Origin of the sequence: Nonomuraea rhizosphaerae, from assembly GCF_019396405.1 — a bacterium.
Lineage (GTDB): Bacteria > Actinomycetota > Actinomycetes > Streptosporangiales > Streptosporangiaceae > Nonomuraea > Nonomuraea rhizosphaerae.
Genome location: NZ_JAHKRL010000376.1, coordinates 1 through 16,813 on the forward strand (window position 1 = coordinate 1; position 16,813 = coordinate 16,813).

17 protein-coding genes are annotated in these 16,813 nt (G+C 71.4%); 5 read left to right on the forward strand and 12 right to left on the reverse strand.

The window, feature by feature from the left end:
* Nucleotides 1-80: 80 nt before the first annotated feature.
* The 4 genes from KME77_RS19170 to KME77_RS19185 are packed head-to-tail and all read right to left on the reverse strand — an operon-like array spanning nt 81 to nt 4,008.
* Complete coding sequence (locus tag KME77_RS19170; RefSeq protein WP_219469528.1) at nt 81-992, reverse strand: carbohydrate ABC transporter permease; 912 nt, start codon at nt 990-992, stop codon at nt 81-83.
* Complete coding sequence (gene ngcE, locus KME77_RS19175; RefSeq protein ID WP_219469531.1) at nt 989-2,407, reverse strand: N-acetylglucosamine/diacetylchitobiose ABC transporter substrate-binding protein; 1,419 nt, start codon at nt 2,405-2,407, stop codon at nt 989-991. Before ngcE ends, KME77_RS19170 begins: the two co-directional genes overlap by 4 nt.
* Nucleotides 2,408-2,427: 20 nt before the next feature.
* The gene (locus tag KME77_RS19180; RefSeq protein WP_219469534.1) at nt 2,428-3,162 is read right to left on the reverse strand and encodes a sugar isomerase domain-containing protein; all 735 of its coding nucleotides are present in this window, start codon (nt 3,160-3,162) and stop codon (nt 2,428-2,430) included.
* Nucleotides 3,163-4,008 (reverse strand): MurR/RpiR family transcriptional regulator, encoded by an 846-nt coding sequence (locus tag KME77_RS19185; protein ID WP_308250774.1) that lies wholly within the window; start codon nt 4,006-4,008, stop codon nt 3,163-3,165.
* Nucleotides 4,009-4,111: 103 nt separating this feature from the next.
* Here KME77_RS19185 and KME77_RS19190 point away from each other — a divergent pair, with 103 nt between their 5' ends.
* Nucleotides 4,112-5,158, forward strand: a complete 1,047-nt coding sequence (locus tag KME77_RS19190; protein WP_219469536.1) for an N-acetylglucosamine kinase — start codon at nt 4,112-4,114, stop codon at nt 5,156-5,158.
* Nucleotides 5,159-5,224: 66 nt separating this feature from the next.
* Here the strand turns inward: KME77_RS19190 and KME77_RS19195 are convergent, their stop codons facing one another.
* The 6 genes from KME77_RS19195 to KME77_RS19220 form a co-directional block, all read right to left on the reverse strand.
* Nucleotides 5,225-6,064 (reverse strand): carbohydrate ABC transporter permease, encoded by an 840-nt coding sequence (locus KME77_RS19195; RefSeq protein WP_219469539.1) that lies wholly within the window; start codon nt 6,062-6,064, stop codon nt 5,225-5,227.
* Nucleotides 6,061-6,933: a carbohydrate ABC transporter permease gene (locus tag KME77_RS19200; RefSeq protein WP_308250775.1), complete on the reverse strand. Its 873-nt coding sequence runs from the start codon at nt 6,931-6,933 to the stop codon at nt 6,061-6,063. Before KME77_RS19200 ends, KME77_RS19195 begins: the two co-directional genes overlap by 4 nt.
* Entirely contained in the window at nt 6,930-8,177 is a 1,248-nt protein-coding gene (locus KME77_RS19205) for an extracellular solute-binding protein (RefSeq protein WP_219469543.1), read from the reverse strand. Before KME77_RS19205 ends, KME77_RS19200 begins: the two co-directional genes overlap by 4 nt.
* A 20-nt stretch (nt 8,178-8,197) precedes the next feature.
* Nucleotides 8,198-9,538 (reverse strand): cellulose binding domain-containing protein, encoded by a 1,341-nt coding sequence (locus KME77_RS19210; RefSeq protein WP_308250776.1) that lies wholly within the window; start codon nt 9,536-9,538, stop codon nt 8,198-8,200.
* A 97-nt stretch (nt 9,539-9,635) separates the two neighbouring features.
* Nucleotides 9,636-10,382, reverse strand: coding sequence for a sugar isomerase domain-containing protein (locus KME77_RS19215; RefSeq protein ID WP_219469549.1), 747 nt, complete (start codon nt 10,380-10,382; stop codon nt 9,636-9,638).
* Nucleotides 10,379-11,248, reverse strand: a complete 870-nt coding sequence (locus tag KME77_RS19220; RefSeq protein ID WP_308250777.1) for a MurR/RpiR family transcriptional regulator — start codon at nt 11,246-11,248, stop codon at nt 10,379-10,381. The genes KME77_RS19215 and KME77_RS19220 overlap by 4 nt, the downstream gene beginning before the upstream one ends.
* Before the next feature lie 60 nt (nt 11,249-11,308).
* On the opposite strand from KME77_RS19220, the gene KME77_RS19225 reads away from it, so the two are divergent.
* Nucleotides 11,309-12,340: an N-acetylglucosamine kinase gene (locus KME77_RS19225; RefSeq protein ID WP_219469552.1), complete on the forward strand. Its 1,032-nt coding sequence runs from the start codon at nt 11,309-11,311 to the stop codon at nt 12,338-12,340.
* Here the strand turns inward: KME77_RS19225 and KME77_RS19230 are convergent.
* Nucleotides 12,310-13,380, reverse strand: a complete 1,071-nt coding sequence (locus KME77_RS19230) for a thiolase C-terminal domain-containing protein (protein WP_219469556.1) — start codon at nt 13,378-13,380, stop codon at nt 12,310-12,312. The two genes, KME77_RS19225 and KME77_RS19230, sit on opposite strands and share 31 nt — an antisense overlap.
* A gap of 285 nt (nt 13,381-13,665) precedes the next feature.
* On the opposite strand from KME77_RS19230, the gene KME77_RS19235 reads away from it, so the two are divergent.
* The 3 genes from KME77_RS19235 to KME77_RS19245 are packed head-to-tail and all read left to right on the forward strand — an operon-like array spanning nt 13,666 to nt 16,106.
* Nucleotides 13,666-14,517 carry a LysR family transcriptional regulator gene (locus KME77_RS19235; RefSeq protein ID WP_219469558.1) on the forward strand — a complete coding sequence of 284 codons (852 nt, stop codon included), beginning with the start codon at nt 13,666-13,668 and terminating at the stop codon, nt 14,515-14,517.
* Nucleotides 14,518-14,551: 34 nt separating this feature from the next.
* A complete protein-coding gene (locus KME77_RS19240) occupies nt 14,552-15,181 on the forward strand; it encodes a MerR family transcriptional regulator (protein WP_219469561.1) in 630 nt (209 codons plus the stop codon).
* Nucleotides 15,182-15,191: 10 nt separating this feature from the next.
* Entirely contained in the window at nt 15,192-16,106 is a 915-nt protein-coding gene (locus KME77_RS19245; protein WP_443679656.1) for an alpha/beta fold hydrolase, read from the forward strand.
* Between the two features lie 54 nt (nt 16,107-16,160).
* On the opposite strand, the gene KME77_RS19250 is transcribed toward KME77_RS19245, so the two are convergent.
* Nucleotides 16,161-16,813: ThuA domain-containing protein (locus KME77_RS19250; protein WP_219469564.1), on the reverse strand; the 653-nt coding region annotated here is incomplete at its 5' end.

A 16,813-nucleotide genomic window follows, 5' to 3' on the forward strand; every position in this document is an offset into this window, starting at 1 on the left:
GAGCGGCCCGAGGCGGCGCCGTCGCTCCTCGCGGATCTCCCGCCGCGAGGCGGACGCCGTCGGTGTCAGCAACGTTGCCATCAGTACTCGATTCGTTCGCGCCTGGAAAGACGCAGCGACAGGAGCGCGAAGCCGACGGTGAAGAAGAACATGATGACGCCCAGGGCCGAGGCGTACCCGAAGCGGAAGTACTGGAAGGCGTTCCGGTAGATCTCGGCGGCCATGACCGTCGTGGACCAGTCGGGGCCGCCGTGCTGGTCGGTCATCACCCAGACGATCGCGAACACGTCCAGCGCCAGGATCCCGAGGTAGACCCACGCCACCTGCACGGTGTCCCACAGCAGCGGCAGCGTGATCCGGAAGAACATGTTCAGCCGGCCGGCCCCGTCGATCTGCGCCGCCTCGAACATGTCGCGCGGGATGGAGGCGAGCCCGGCGGAGAACAGCACCACGTAGAAGCCGACCGCCTGCCACACCATGACGCCCAGCACCGACCAGAAGGCCACGCCGGGGTCGGACAGGAAGCCGATCGGCTTGACGCCGAGCGCCATCAGCGGCCCGTTCAGCATGCCGCTGCCGTCGGGCCGGAACACCTGCTGGAACAGCACCGCCACCACCGCGACGGCCAGCACCTGCGGGAAGAAGAAGACCACCCGGTAGAACTTCGACCCGCGGATGCCCGTCACGCCGCTCGCGCCGCCCACGTTGAGCAGGAACGCGAAGAACAGCGCGATGACGATCGTGATCAGCGGCAGCAGCACGAGCAGCCCGATGTTGTGCGTGACCGCCTTCCAGAAGGTCCCGTCGCCGAACAGGCGGACGAAGTTGTCCAGGCCGACGAAGTTCGGGGTGGCCGTCACGCCGCGCCAGTCGGTCATGGCGATGTAGAACGCCTGGATGTACGGCGCGATGACGTACACCAGGTAAAGGGTCACCGGGGCTGCCAGGAACGCGGTGATGAACAGCCCTCGGCGATACCTGTTGAAGATCATGCGCGCTTGTACTTCTTGATCGAGGAGTCGGCCTTGATCTCGTCGGACTTCTTCTGCAGGCGCTCCAGGTACTTGTCCGGGGTGAGGCCGCCGGTCATCAGCTCGCCGGTGGCGGCGATGGCCTCGTCCTTGAGCTGGGCGTACCAGCCCTGCCAGCGGTAGTAGACGATGTTGGCGCCCGCGGCCTGGTAGGCGGCGGTGGCGCTGGCGGCGCCCGGGGACAGCTGGCGGCCCTCGCCCGCGCCCTTGACCGTGGAGACGGTCTTGACCAGCTCGCTGAAGTCGCCGGCCGCCTTCTTCGACAGCATCGCGCGCAGGTACTCCACGCCGCCCTGCGGGTTGGCGGCCTTGGCCGGGACGATGAAGTTCTCGGCGGGCGAGCTGTGCAGGGTGCCGTAGGGCAGCTTGTCACTGCTGGTGAAGTCGGGGACCGGGAACATGCCGTAGTCGAAGTCCGGCGGGGTGGTGGTCTTCTGCTCGTTCTCCAGCCAGGAGCCGGAGGGCAGCATGGCGACCTTGTACTTGTTCTGGGCGGTCTGGGTCTGGACGTGGTCGAGGCCGGCGGTGCCCTCCATGAGGTACTTGGCGCCGATCTCGGCCCAGGCGGTGGCGGCGGTCTTCATCGGCTCGGCGGTCCAGGCGCCGTCCTCCAGGTTGTCCAGGTTGACCAGGACCTCGGGGCCGCCGATCTTGGCCGCCATGGTCAGCAGCGGCTCGTACAGGTACTGGGGGAACTTCCCGGCGTAGGTGAAGGGCGCCATCTTGCCGGACTTCTTGATCGTCTCGCAGAGCTTGAGGAAGTCGTCCCACGTCTTGGGGATCTCCCAGCCGTTGTCCTTGAACGCCTTCTGCGAGTACCAGATGCCGAAGATGTAGTTGACGTAGCCGAGGACGCTGAACTTGCCGTCGAAGGTGCCCAGGTCGATGACGGCCGGGTCGAGGGTGTCACGGACCTTGGTGCTGGGGTCGTCCCAGCTCGGGGCGTCGAGCAGCGGGGCGAGGTCCAGGAGCTGGCCGTCCTGGGCGAGCGCGCCGAAGTCCATGGCGCCGGCGCCGGAGTTGTCGATCACGTCCGGCGGGTTGCCGCCCGCGAAGCGCGGCTGCAGGACCTTGGTGATCTCCTTGGTGGCGTTGTGCTTGATCTCGCTCTTGGGGTACTTGGCCTTGAACAGAGGTTCGTGGATGTTCTTGGCGTAGTCCTGGCCGAAGCCGCCGTCGAAGATCCAGATCTCCAGCGGCTTGCCGTCGGCGACGCCGAACGGGTTGGCCGCGCTGGTCGCCACGGGAGCGGCCGACGAGGAGGACGTCGGCTTGGCGGCGGGGGTGGCGCAGGCGGCGAGCAGGCCCGCCGCCGGGACGAGGGCGGCGCCGCGCAGGAGCTGCCGCCGGGTGATCTCATGGGGGGTGTTAGGCATTATGTCTACTCCTGACTAGTTCATGCTCCACGCCGGATGCGGCCCGCGTAGCGGCTCTCCAGCGCCCTGTTGTGCTCGTCGCCGCCGGCGATGTTCGCCGACAGGTAGATGGGCGGCGTCTCGCCGAGCCGTACCAGCTCGTCCACCGCCTCGGTCACCACCATCTGCGCGAGCAGCGCCGAGGTGATCGTCGAGATCGCGCCGTACGCGCCGCCGCCGGGCAGTTCGAGGATCGAGTCGCCGTACGGCGCCCCGTTGTCCAGGACGACGTCGGCCACGTCGAGCAGCTTGCCGCCGGACGGGTGGCGTGAGGTCATCCGCGTGCTGTGCTCGACCGAGGTCAGCGCGATCAGCGGGTGGCCGCGCTCCTTGACGATCGTGGCCAGCTCGACCACGGTGCCGTTGACGCCCGAGCTGGAGATGATCACGAACACGTCCTGCGGCTCGACCGGGGCCAGCCCGTAGATCCGGTGCGCGATCGACGGGTCGCGCTCCAGCTCCGAGGTCAGCACGCCGGGCGGCTCGCCGCCGTACAGGACGAGGTCGCGCGGGGTGAGCCGGTTGCTGGGCACCAGCCCTCCGGCCCGTCCGGCGATCTCCATGGCGATGGCCTCGGAGTGCCCGGACCCGAACGCGTTGACCACGCCGCCCGCCCGCAGGGACGCGACGAACAGCGCGGCGGCGGCGCTGACCTGCTCCGCCTGGGTCTGCACGACCTGGTGTGCCAGCTCCAGGGCCTTTGTTGCGAACGTCATTCAGCCTCTCTCCACCCGATGGCTCTCCACGGCGCTGATCGTGCGCTCGAACGCCTCGTTCGTGCGCTCGTAGGTGCGTTGCGCGACCGCCACGTAGATGGCGTCGAGCACGAACAGCTGCGAGTGCACGGCCGCCAGCCCGCCGAGCCGGAACGTCGTCTCCCTGCTGGCCGTGGTCAGCACCAGATCGGCCAGCTCGGCCAGCGGCGAGCGGGCGAACGAGGTGACGGCGACCGTCAGCGCGCCGTGGCTAGACGCCTCGACCAGCGTCTCCATGACCTCGCGGGTGCGCCCCCGGTGGCTGATGCCGATCGCCACGTCGCTGGGGCCCAGCAGCGCGGCGTCGGACAGCGCCACGTGCGCGTCTCCGGAGCTCCAGCTCGGGATGCCGATGCGGCGCAGCCGGCCCTCGAACATCATGGCGACGTTCCCGCTGGTGGACACGCCCACCAGGAGCACCCGGCGGGCGGCGATGAGGGCGTCGGCGACCTGGGCGACGATGTCGCAGTCGAGCTGGGCGGAGGTGTCCTGGATCAGCCGGGCGTCGGCCGCGGCCATCACCTCGACCGCGGCGTCCAGCGGGTCGTCGGGGCCGATCTCGTGCCCCACGCCCGCGCCCCAGCCCGCCTGCGCGGCCCTGCCGGTCTCGGTGGCCAGGGCCACGCGCAGCTCGGCGTACCCGGAGAAGCCGAAGGCCCGGCAGAACCTGGTCACGGTGGCGGGCGAGCTGCCGGCCCGCTCGGCCAGCGCGATGATCGTCGAACGGGCGGCCTCGGCGGGATCGCCGAGGATCACCTCGCCCACTCTGCGCAGCGCCTCCGGCAAACCGGGTAGCTCTGTTTCCACACGCCCGAGGGCTCCTGAAGTCACGAATATTCCTTCCGAATACCCGGTCTTCCGCCGAAAATTATTCTTGCTTCACGGTCGAGTCAAGACCCACAATCGGACCGTGACCAAATCGCTCGTGATCGGTGTCGACGCTGGTGCCACGTCCACGCGCGTGGCCGTGCACGCTCTCGACGGGACCCGGGTCGGCTACGCCAAGGCGGGTCCGGGCAACCCCAGCGCCCGCGGGCTGGCCGGCGCGGTGGCCTCCGTCGCCGCCGCGCTGGAGCGCGCCGTGGCGGGCCTGGACGCCTCGGCCGTCGCGGCCTCGCTGGCCGGGGTGGCGGGCGGCGTGGACGCGCTGGAGCCCGCGCTGGCCAAGGTGTGGGCCGAGCACGGGATCGCCGCGGGGCCGCGGATCACCGGCGACGTGCTGATCGGCTACGTCGCGGGCTCCCCGTCGCCCGACGGGTCGCTGCTGCTGTCGGGCACGGGCGCGGTCGCGGCCAGGATCACCGGCCACCGGCTGGCGGCGGTCGCCGACGGGCTGGGCTGGCTGCTCGGGGACGCGGGGTCGGGGTTCTGGATCGGCCGGGCGGCGGCCAAGGCCGTGGTCGCCGCGCTCGACCGGGGCGCCACCGGCGGCGTGCTGGTCGAGCTGGTCGTGGACCACTTCCTGGGCGCCGACGACGGGCCGGTCGCTCGGGTGCCGGGCGCCCCGGACGTGGCCGGCGGCGACGCGTGGACGCCGCGCGACACGGCCGACCGGATCGTGCGGCTGGCGCAGGCCGACCACATGCGGCTGGCCGCCCTGTCGGCGCTGGTCAGCCAGGCCGCGTCGGCGGGCGACCCGCTGGCGCTGGGCATCGTCGGGCAGGCCGCCGAGCATCTGGTCGCCACGGTCGGCCGGGTGCACCGGGGCGGGCCGGTGGTGCTCGCCGGCAGCGTGCTGACCAGCGAGGGGCCGGTACGCGAGGCCGTGCGGAACCTGCTGGCCGGGCAGGGCCCCTTGGCCGGGCAGAACTCGCCGGCCGGGCAGCAGGACGCTACAGAGGGCACCACGGAGGTGGCCACGGCGGGCGACGCGGCCGGCGCGGCTGCCTGGCTGGCGGCGCGCGACCTGCTGGAGCAGCCGGAGCGGCTGCACCCGGTGTTCACCGCCGGCCGCTGAGGGCCGCCGAGGGCCGTTGAGGGCCGCGCATCCCCTGCGAGCCGCGCGGCTCCCGCGGGCCCGCGCTCAGCCCTTGACCGCCCCCGCCGTCATCCCGGTGCCGACCCGGCGTTGCAGGAACAGGAACAGCAGCAGCGCCGGCAGCGCGAACAGGCTGGCCGCGGCCATCGTCGCGCCCCAGTCCGTGCCGAACACGTCGCGGAACGACGACAGCCACACCGGCAGCGTCCGCCGCTCCTGGTCCTTGATGATCAGCACGTTCACGAACGCGAACTCGTTCCACGCGGTGATGAACCCGAACAGCGAGGTCGCCATCAATCCCGGCGCCAGCAGCGGGAAGACCACCCGCCGGAACGCCGCCATCCGGCCGCACCCGTCCACCTGGGCCGCCTCCTCCAGCTCCAGCGGGATCGCCTCCAGGAACCCGCGCAGCGTCACGATCGTGAACGGCAGCGTGATCATGAAGTAGACGCCGGTGAGCATGGCCAGTGAGTCGAGCAGCTCGGTGTCCCTGGCGATGATGAACACCGGCACCAGCAGCGCCTCCCACGGCGCCATCTGGGCGGCGAACACCGCGACGACGAAGACGCCCTTGCCGCGCCAGCGCATCCGGGACACCGCGAACGCCGCCAGCAGCGCCACGACCAGCGCGAGCAGCACCGCGACCACGGTCACGACGAGGCTGTTGCGCCAGTAGACCCAGAAGCCCGGCGCGGAGACGGCGGTGGCGAAGTGTTCGAGGGTGGGGTGGGCGGGCCAGAACGTGGGGGTCGCCGCCTGGATGTCCCGGGTGGGCTTGAACGCGGTGAGGAACATCCAGTAGACGGGGAAGACCGTGGTCGCCAGCACGATCACCGCCGCGGTGTTGAGCGCGAGCCGTTTGAGGCGCCGGCGGCCCCTGTTCATGTGCGCACCATCCTTCGCAGGTTGCTGATCAGGGCCACGGCCAGGATGACGACGGTGAGCATGGCGACGGCCGAGCCCAGGTCGTACCGGTGCAGGACCCTGGCGATCTTGAACGCGTACACGGGCAGCGTCGTCGTGGCGTTGTCGGGGCCGCCCTGGCTGAGCACCCAGATCTGCGGGAAGCACTTGGCCACCCAGATGATCTCCAGCGAGGTGACCAGGGCGAACAGCTGCCGGAGTATGGGCACGGTGATCCTGCTGAAGACCTGCCAGCCGGTGCCGCCGTCGATCCTGGCCGACTCGTACAGCTCCGCCGGGATCGTCGTCAGGCCCGCGTACAGGGTGAGCGCGGCGAACGGCACCGACTGCCACACGACCAGCACCACCAGCACCACGAACGTGGCGGTGCCGTCGGCGAACCAGGTGTAGCCGCGGAAGCCGTCCAGGCCGAGCGTGACCAGCAGCCAGTTGACCACGCCCAGCTCCGACTGGAACAGCCACTGGAAGACGGTGGTGGCCGCGATGACCGGCGTCGCCCAGGCCAGCGCGAGCCCGCTCATCACGGCCAGGCGCAGGCCGCGGCGCAGGCGGACGAGCATGAGGGCCACGCCCGTGGACAGGACCACGATGAGCACCACGTTCACCGCGGTCCAGACGACCGTGCGCAGCACCACCTGCCAGAACTCCTCGCCGGACAGCAGCTCGGCGTAGTTGTCCAGCCCGGCGAAGGCGGCCCCACCCCTGATGAGCTCGCCCATGCGGAAGTGCTGGAACGAGATGAGGGCCGCCTTGAGCAGCGGATAGAGCAGGAGAAAGGCCCCACCGGCCACCGTCGGCGCGATGAGCAGGTAGGGCCAGAGCTTCCTCACTTGGCGTTGAGAGTGGTCGTGATCGCGTCGGATACCTTCTTCGCCTCCGCGGCCGGGTCGCCGCCGGTGAGGACGGCCGTCATGTACTGCTTGATGACGGAGGTGGCCTCGACGGCGGCCCAGTTGGGCGTGTTGGGGGTGGCGCGGCCGTTGGCGGCGGCCTTGGCCATGGCGGCGGTGCCCTCGTCACCGCTGAGCACGCCGGCCAGCGAGGTGCGGTTCGGGACGAAGCTCATGGCCTTGGCCAGCTCGGTCTGGAACTGCTCCCCCGCCAGGGCCTTGACCAGCTCGTACGCCTCGTCCTGGTGCTTGGAGGCGACCGGGATGATCAGGTCGGAGCCGCCGGTGAAGACGGTGCCGGTCTTGTCGGCGGTCTTGCCCGGGATGGGGAAGTAGCCGATCTTGTCCTTCATCTCGGGCGCGACCTCCAGGACGCGCGCGGCGGCCCCGGGTACGGCGATGATCTGGGCCGCCTTGCCCTGGGCGAACACCTCGTGCTGGGGCGGGTTGGCCTCGTCGGCGTCCTTCGGGCCCTTGCCGAGGGCCTGGAGCTGCTTGTAGAACTCCATGCCGGCCAGGGCCTGCGGGGTGTCGAGGGCGCCCTTCCACTTGCCGCCCTCCTGGACGGCCAGGTCGCCGCCCTCGTCCCAGACGAAGCCCGCGAGGGCGTACCAGGTCTGACCGGTCAGATAGATGCCCTGATTCGCCCCCTTATTCAGATTTTTCGTGACTTCTAGCCACTCGTCGCGAGTCGTGGGGATCTTGGTCTTGCCCCACACGTCCTTGTTGTAGAGGACCACGCGGTTGGCGGCGTACCAGGGGACGCCGTACTGCTTGCCGTCGATCTTGCCCGGCTCGGCCAGGCCGGGCAGCCAGTCCTCGCCCTTGAGGTCGGCCACCTTGGCGGTCAGGTCCGTGACGCCGCCGCTGGCGGAGTACTGGGCGACCTGGGTGTTGCCGACCTCGATCACGTCAGGGGCGTCGGTGCTGGCCAGGGCCGCGGTCACCCGCTCGCCGATGCCGTCCCAGGCCTGGATCTGGATGGTGAGGTCGACGCCCTTGTGGGCGGTCTCGTACTCCGTCTCGAACTTCTTCAGGAGGTCCTGGGTGACGCTGCCGTCCATGATCCAGACGGTCAGCTTGGCCGGTGCCGCCGAAGCGCCCGGCTGGGCGCTCGGCTGGGCATCGGACCCGCACGCGCTCACCGCGAGGACAGCGGCGAGGGCCAGGATGCGGTACTTCATCGTTCGTCACTTCCGGTTTCTCAGGAGGCCGGGACTGTGTCCTGGAAGGCGGTGCCCGCGGTGCGGAAGGCGTTGACCCTGCTCACCACGGTGGCGGGCGGGACGACCTCACCCTTGCTGTGGTAGACCCAGTCCACCTGCTGGCGGTAGGTGCGCGGGGTGCTGCCGCCCTGGAGGTCGATGAACCACTGGTTGAACATGATCCACATGGGCGTCTCGGGGTAGTAGATGTCGCCGTGGTCGGCGAACAGGCGACCGTCCACGTAGTACTTCATCCGCCCGCCGCTGACCTGGATCACCAGGTCGTGCCAGCCGCTGAAGCTGGTCCGCTCCTCCGTGTGGGTGTTGACCGCCTGCCAGGGCTCGGCCTGGTAGGTTTCCCAGCTCGTCGTGTAGAGGATGTTGCCGGGCTCGCCCCAGCCGCCGTTGGGCAGGTACTCGAAGTCCAGCTCGCCGTAGTTGGGGTCCATGTTGAAGTTGAGCGGGGTGATGGTGAAGAACGTCTGCACGATGTGCTCACCGTCGGGCCCGCTGGTGGGGGCGTCGCTGAAGCGCACCCTGGCCCCGTACGTGCCCTCGCGGAACTTGCGGGCGGAGGTGGACAGCTCCGTCTGCACGGTGCCCGAGCCGGTGCCGTTGGTGGAGGAGTCGAGCGTCAGCAGGCCGCCCGGGAAGGTGACCGCCGACGGCGACCAGGTCGCGCCCGGCACGCCGGGGCCGCCGGAGCTGGAGCGCACGGTCCAGCCGCGCTGGGACAGGCGAGGGTCGGCGGAGTTGGTGTAGCTGAAGTCGTCGAACAGCACGCCCTGCGAGTTGCCGGGGGGCGGGTCGGTGGGCGGCGGGTCCGTCGGGGTGGACCCGGTGGGGGTGCCCCAGGCGAGCTGACCGTTGACGTAGACGGTCACCTTGTCCCAGTTGCCGTACGAGGTCTGCGCGCCGTAGGAGTAGTCGTCGCTCTGGGTGAAGTTCTGCCAGTCGGCGCGGTAGAAGCGTAACTGCAGGTCACCGGTGTTGGTGCCCGGGGCGAGCGTGCCGGAGGTGAAGCCCACCTCCAGGAACTGCGCCCCGCCCGCCTGGGCGACGAACTGGCCCGTCACGGTCGAGCAGCTCACGACCGCCCACGAGCAGGCGAAGCGGTACGTCTCCGAGCCCGTGATGTAGTAGCGGATCTTGACCTGGTTGAGCGCGATCGAGGTGGTGCCGTCGTTGTGGAGCCGGAACCAGGGCTCGGCCTGGGCGGTGGTCGCGCCGGGCGCGCTGGTCCTGTACTGCAGGCGCACGGCCTGAGCGGCGTCGGCCGGGGCGATCAGCGCCACGGCGACCAGGAAGAGGGGGATGGTGAGGCTGAGGAATACCCTCACGGCATTTCGGGTCACGGCGTGGTTCTCCTTGTTGAAAGGCCCCCGAGTTTGTTGCATGCCGAACTGAGCTGGTGGTGCTTGTGCTGTGCCTGCGCGCTCAGGCGGAGCGGCGCAGGCGGCCCGCGTAGAGGGCTTCGAGCTTCAGGTTGTGGGCGTCGCCCTCGGGGACGTTGGCCGAGAGGTACACCGGCGGCACCTGGCCCGCCTCGATCAGGTTGTCCACCGTCTCGGTCACCACGAGCTGGGCGAGCAGGGCGGAGGTGATGGTGGAGACGGCCGCGGTGGCGCCTCCGTCGGGCAGGGGGAGCACGGAGTCGCCGTACGGCGCCCGGTTGTCGAGCACCACGTCGGCCAGGTCGGACAGCTTGCGGCCCGACGGATGACGCGGCGGGACCGCGTCGCTGTGGGCGCGCGAGGTGATCGCGACCAGGCTGTGACCCCGCTGCTTGACCAGGGTGGCCAGCTCGACGACGACGCCGTTCACCCCGGAGTTGGAGATGATCACGAACAGGTCGTCCTCCTGGACCGGCGCGTGCTCCAGGATGGTGCGGGCGACGGCCGGGTCACGTTCGAGGTCGTAGCGGTCGAGCTCGTCGCGTGGGGCGCCGCCGTACAGGACGATGTCGCGCAGCGCGAGCCGGTTGGTGGGCACGAGGCCGCCGGCCCGGCCGGCGATCTCCATCGCGACCGCCTCGGAGTGACCCGAGCCGAACGCGTGGATGACCCCGCCCCTGGCGATCGTCTCGGTGAACAGCGCGGCGGCCCGGCTGATCTCCGGATCGCGCTGGATGTCGCGCATGAGCCCGGTGACGTGCTCGACGTACGTCTCAGCATTTGATGTCATATATCCCCTTCCGGGAGTCGGTGTCCGGCCACCGCCCTGACGGTCACGTCGAAGGCCTGCTTGGTGCGCTCGTACGTCTTCTGCGCGACCGAGACGTACACGACGTCCAGGACGAGCAACTGGGAATGGATGGCCGCGAACCCGTCGGCCCGGAACGTCGTCTCGCGGCTCGCCGTCGTCAGGACCAGCTCGGCCACCTCGGCCAGCGGCGACCTCGGGTGCGAGGTCACCGCCACGGTGATCGCGCCGTGGCTGCCCGCCTCGGCCAGCACCTCGATGGCCTCGCGGGTCCGGCCGCTGTGGGAGATGCCGATGGCCACGTCGCCGTGCCCGAGCAGGGCCGCGTCGGTCAGCGCGCTGTGGGCGTCGGACCTGCTCCAGGTGGGCACCCGCATGCGCTGCAGCCGGTACTCCATCTCGCTGGCGACGGCCGCGCTGCTCGACACCCCGAACAGCAGCACCCGCCCGGCGCCCGCGATGGCCTGCGCCACCTTGGCCACCACGGCGAGGTCGAGCTGCTCGCCGGTCTCCTGGATGAGCCGGATGTCGTTGCCGGAGACCACGCTGACCACGCGTTCGAGACCGTCGTCGGGCAGGATCTCCTGGCCGATGTCGGTCTGCCAGGTCTGCTGGGCCACCCGTCCCGTCTCGGTCGCGATCGCGACGCGCAGCTCGGCGTAGCCGGCGAAGCCCAGCGCCCGGCAGAATCTCGTGATCGTGGCGGTGGAGGTGCCGCTGCGCTCGGCGAGGTCGACGATCGTCAGCCGCGCCGCCTCGCCCGGGGTGCCGAGGATCACCTCGGCCACCTTGCGCAGGGCCTCGGGCATGTCGTGCTGCTCGGTCCGGATGCGGGCCAGTAGTTCCACGCGATGAAAATTATGCTCGAAGCATGGTCTCGTCAAGGGTTTTCGGCAATAATTATTGACATGACAGAGCTGTTCCTGGGGGTGGACGCGGGTGGCACGTCGTCGCGGGCCGCGCTGTTCACCCTGGAGGGAGTGCGGGTCGGGTACGGGGTCGCGGGCGGGGCCAACGGGGTCGCGCTCGGGCTGGAGACGGCGTGCGCGAACCTGGCCTCGGCGGTCCGGCAGGCGACGGCCGCCCTCGGCGGGACCGGGGCCGGGGCTGAGACCGGGGCTGGGACCGGAGCCGCGGCCGGGCCGGGCCTGACGGCGGCGGTGGCCGGGCCGGGCGGGGTGAGGGCGGCGGTGGCCGGGCTGGCGGGCAACGCGGTGATGCGGCAGGCGGTGGTGGACCGCGTCTTCGGCGAGGGCGTGGTCGCGCAGGTGGGTGACGTGGTCACGGCCTTCGCGGCGGGCACGCCCGCTTTCTCGGGGACGGCGCTGATCTCGGGCACGGGGGCGATCGCGGCCAGGATCGCCGACCATGCGCCGATGGCCACGGCCGACGGCTACGGGTGGCAGCTCGGCGACGAGGGGTCGGCCTTCTGGCTCGGGCGGGCCGCCGCCCGAGCCGCCATCCGCTTCCTCGACGGGCAGCCGAGTGAGCTGCCGGGCGGGTTGCTGGCCGAGCTGGTGGTGCGGCGGCTGCTGCCGGACGGCCCGCCCGACGCCGGGCGGCTGGCGGCCGTGGTGCAGGAGCGGCCGCCGCTGGCGCTGGCCGAGCTGGCGCCGCTGGTCAGCGAGGCGGCGCGGGAGAAGGATCCGGCGGCGCTGGAGATCGTGGCCGAGGCGGCCTCCCTGCTGGTGCGCACGCTCTCCCAGGTGCACGAACGCGGCAGGCCGGTGGTGCTGGCGGGCGGCGTGCTCACCCTGGACGGCCCCGTCCGGCAGGCCGTGGAGGAGCTGCTGACGGAAGAGACCGTGCGCGTCGCGGGAGACCCCGCGGGGGCGGCCGCCTGGCTGGCGGCTCTCCCCTACCTGGGCGCGCGGGAGGCCGAGCGGCGTCATGCCCGCTTTGTCGGACCTCAGGCGACCAGCAGCGCCGCGCTGCCGTAGCTGCCGCCGAAGCCGGTGACCAGGGCCGTCTCACGGCCGTTCCGCAGCTCCCGCACGGCCTGGGCGACGTTGTTCAGGCCGTGCACGTAGCCCTCCGACAGCAGGCCGCCGTGCGGGTTGACCCAGGCGTGGCGGCGCTCCAGCAGGTACGGCCCCAGCTCCGCCCGCCCGGCGAGGCCGAAGTCCTCCAGTTGCCGGGGCACCAGCCACGAGTACGCGTCGTACAGCAGGGCCGCGTCCACGTCCGCCGGGCGCATGCCGGATGCCTCCCACAGCATGGGGGCCACGTGCGCGGAGAAGATCGTGGTCACGTCCGGGGTGCGGTCCATGGCCGAGCAGCCGGGGCCGCCGCCGCGTACGACGGCCTGGACGCGGGGGCCGGGCAGCACCGCGCTGACGACCAGCGCGCAGGCGCCGTCCGTCTCCTGGCAGCAGTCGGCGGTGCGCAGCGGGGTGCACACGTACGGCTTGGCCAGGTAGTCCTCGAACGACAGCGGCTCCCGGCGCAGCGCGCGCGGGTTGGTCTTGGCGTTGTCGCGGGACTGGGCGACGACGGCGTGCAGGTGCTCGGCGCCGAGGCCGGTGTCGTGGAGGTAGCGGGTGGCGGCCAGCGCGAAGAGCGGGATCGGCCCGGCCATGCCGTACGTGAACCGCTCCTGGGGGCCGGTGGAGGCGGTGTTCATGCGCTTGCCCGAGCGGCCGTTGAGCGCGCGGTAGATCAGGACGTTCCTGGCCAGGCCGGAGTGGATCAGCATGGCCGCGTCGCCGAGGACGGAGGCCGCCTGGGTGCCGCCGCCGGCGATGTCGTTGTGCCAGCCGAGACGGGTGATGCCGAGCGTCCTGGCGACCTGCACGACGGGGGCGGAGTCGTTCATGTGGTAGCTGAGGACGGCGTCCACGTCCGTGGCGGCGAGCCCGGCGTCGTCGCAGGCCGCGCGGCACGCCTCGGCCGCCAGGTCCAGTTCGGAGCGGCCGGACTCGCGGGTGAGCGCGGTCATGCCGATGCCGGCCACGGCCGCCTTGCCGGCGAAGGGTTGCATGCGCCTCCCGTAGCGGTGCCGGGCGTCAGGTCACTCGCCAGGGCAGGGCGCGATCCACCCCGGCGAGTGACGCCTGTGGTGTTCGCCCGTACCGTAGCCCGGTTGCGATCTAGGCACAAGCGCTTGCTCGGGACCAATTCCCGGCCCCCCGCTGGTCGGTTCCATGACGCCGAGGTCCTGACCGAGTCACCTCATAGCAACTGAACACCTTCACAACAGCTAGTCCGTTTTGTAATACGGAGGTGCGATCATCCGATAGCCCATCCCCATACGCCGAGGTGAGCGATGGATCTACGCCACGTACGCTCCGCGATCGCCATCGCCAGGGCGGGCAGCCTGCGCCGCGCGGCGACCGTGCTGCACATCGCGCAGCCCACCCTGTCCGAGCAGCTCAGGGCACTGGAGAAGGAGATCGGCGTCGAGCTGTTCACCCGCTCGTCCAGTGGTGTGCGCCTCACCGAGGCGGGCGAGGTGTTCATGGCTCAGGCCACCGTCGCGGTGGACGCCTTCGAGCGCGCCGTCACCGCCGCCCGCGGCAAGGGCCAGACGGCCCGCCTGGGCGTGGCCGACGGGCTGGGCGACGTGGTGGCCCGGCTGCTGTCACAGGTGCCGGAGTCGAGGCTGCGGGTGGCGCCCATGGGCACCGCCGAGCAGATCATCTCCATCATGGACGGGACCTGCCAGGCCGGCCTCGGGTACGCCCCCGGCTCGCTGCCGAGGGGCGTGGCCCGCATGCTCATCCAGCGTGTCCCGGTGCTCGCCCTGCTCCCCCGCGACCACCGGCTGGCCGCCGCCGAGAAGCTGGCGCTGGCCGACCTGGCGGCCGAGCCGCTCGTCATGCCGGAGTCCGACGCGGTGGCGGGCGCGCGCCGCTTCCTGGAGGGGTTCGTACGGCTGGGGCTGCGCCCGCGGCTCGCCCCCGGCGCGGCCACCCACGACGCGGCCGTGGCCATGGTCGAGGCGGGCGCCGGGTATACGCTCTGTGTCCGTGGCGGCCTGCCGGTGCCCGAACGCCTGACGTTCATCCCGATCGCCGAGGAGGTCCCGCCGCTGGAGGTGGTCTTCCTGTGGAACCGTCAGGCGGACGTGCATGACCTGGTCCACGCGGCCCGCCACCTGGCACGCTCCCACGGGTGACGGGCACGTCATTGGATAGCAGTATTATCCAATCATGCGCATCTCGGAGCTGAGCGCCGAATCCGGCGTGGCGATCGCGACGATCAAGTACTACCTGCGCGAGGGCCTGCTGCACCCGGGCCGGCAGCTCGCCGCCACCAGGGCCGAGTATGACGACTCCCACCTGCGCAGACTCCGCCTGATCAGGGCGCTGATCGACGTGGGCAGGCTGCCGGTGGCCTCGATCAAGCAGATCATCGAGGCGGTGGACGACGAGTCGCTGCCGGTGCACAACCTGCTCGGCACCGCCCAGTACGCGCTGGGCCCGGCCGTCGAGCCGGAGCCCGGCGAGGAGTGGGAGGTCGCCCGCGCCGAGGTCGACGCCCTGGTCGCCGAGCTGCGCTGGGACGTCACCCCCAACGCCCCCACGCGGGCCGAGCTGGCCCAGACCCTGGTCAGGCTGCGCCAGCTCGGCCTGTCCACCGACCTGACGCACTACGCGCGCACGGCCCAGGAGCTGGTGAGCGAGGTGGAGATGGACACCATCCCGTTCGACGGGCCGCGCGAGGCGGCCGTGGAGGCGCTGGTGCTGGGCACGGTCCTGTACGGCAGGGCGTTCGACACGCTGCGCCGCCTGGCGCACGAGTCGGAGTCGGCGCGGAGGGTCGGCCGGAAAACGGGGTAGGTGCGGGCGAATGTCGAACGACCTCGCCACTGACCGGGCCCCTGAGAGCACCACTGACGACCGTTTGTTCCCCGGCTTCGCGGCCGGGCGGATCGACGTCGGGGAGGCCGAGCTGTTCGTGCGGCACGGCGGCGAGGGGCCGCCCGTGCTCCTGCTGCACGGCCACCCCCGCACGCACGCCACCTGGCATCGCGTGGCCGCCCTGCTCGCCCCCCACCACACCGTGATATGTCCGGACACTAGGGGGTACGGGCGCTCGGCCAAGCCGCCCACCACCGACGACCACGAGCCGTACTCCAAGCGGGTGATGGCCCGCGACATGGTCGCCCTCATGCGCGCGCTGGGCCACGACCGGTTCGCCGTCGTCGGCCACGACCGCGGCGGGTACGTCGCCCAGCGCCTGGCCCTCGACCACCCCGAGGCCGTGACGCACCTCGTCGTGCTCGACGTCGTGCCCATCGGCGAGGCGCTGGCCCGCTGCGACGCCCGGTTCGCCGCGTCGTGGTGGCACTGGTTCTTCCTCGGCCAGACCGCCAAGCCGGCCGAGCGGATGATCAACGCCGACCCCGACGCCTGGTACAAGTACGGTCCCGAGCAGATGGGCGCCGACGCGTACGAGGACTACCGCAGGGCGATCCACGACCCGCGAACCGTGCACGCCATGTGCGAGGACTACCGCGCGGGCCTGGGCGTGGACCGGGCGGCCGACGACGCCGACCGTGCCGCCGGGCGGCGCGTCGCCTGCCCCACGCTGGCCCTGTGGGCGAGCAGGGACGACGTGGAGGACCTGTACGGCGACCCGCTGGCGATCTGGCGGACCTGGGCGCCGGACGTGCGCGGTCACGCCCTGGACAGCGGCCACCACATGGCCGAGGAGGTCCCCGGCGAGCTGGCCGGAGCCGTCCGCGACTTCCTGTCCCGCTGATCCGGACCGCTGATCCGGGCCCCGCTGATCCGGACCCGCTGCTCCGGACCCGGATCAGTCGGTCACCGTGACCGGACGCTTCAGCAGCCACAGCGCGGCGCGCTGCAGGAGCGTGCGGTGGATCTCGTTCTCGTACGACCTGACGTCGTGGCCGAGGGCGTCGTAGACCACCCGGCCCCGGCGCACCGGACGGGCCCAGACCAGCGGCTGGCCGTTGGACGAGGCGAGCGGCCGCACGTCCGGCAGCACGTCGAGGTCGCTATAGACCTCGTCCACCAGGTCGAAGTCGCGCAGGCCCTCGACGATCGGGTGGCCGCCGAGCACCCGCACCCCGGTCCAGCCCAGCGGCGGGTGGTGGGACTTGGGCCAGGTCCAGCAGCCGCCGAGCACGCGCGGCCAGCCCTGCCAGTCGTCGAAGCAGATGGACGCCGAGTGCATGCACAGCAGCCCGCCGCCCCGGTCGAGATGGTCGAGCAGGGTGGTGCGGGCCTGGGCCGGCAGCTCGAAGCGCCACTCCTCGCGCAGGTCGGCGAAGCGGTCCAGGCCCATCTGCCAGCGCAGGGCGTTGACGGTGATGAGCTGGACCTCCGACGGCTCGCTCAGCGCGCCCGCGATGTCCTCGGTGATCTCGGACTCGACTCCCACCCCGGCGAGCACCTCGGCGAGCGCCGCCGGGGGGGCCTCGAAGTCATGGAACAAGCCTCCCG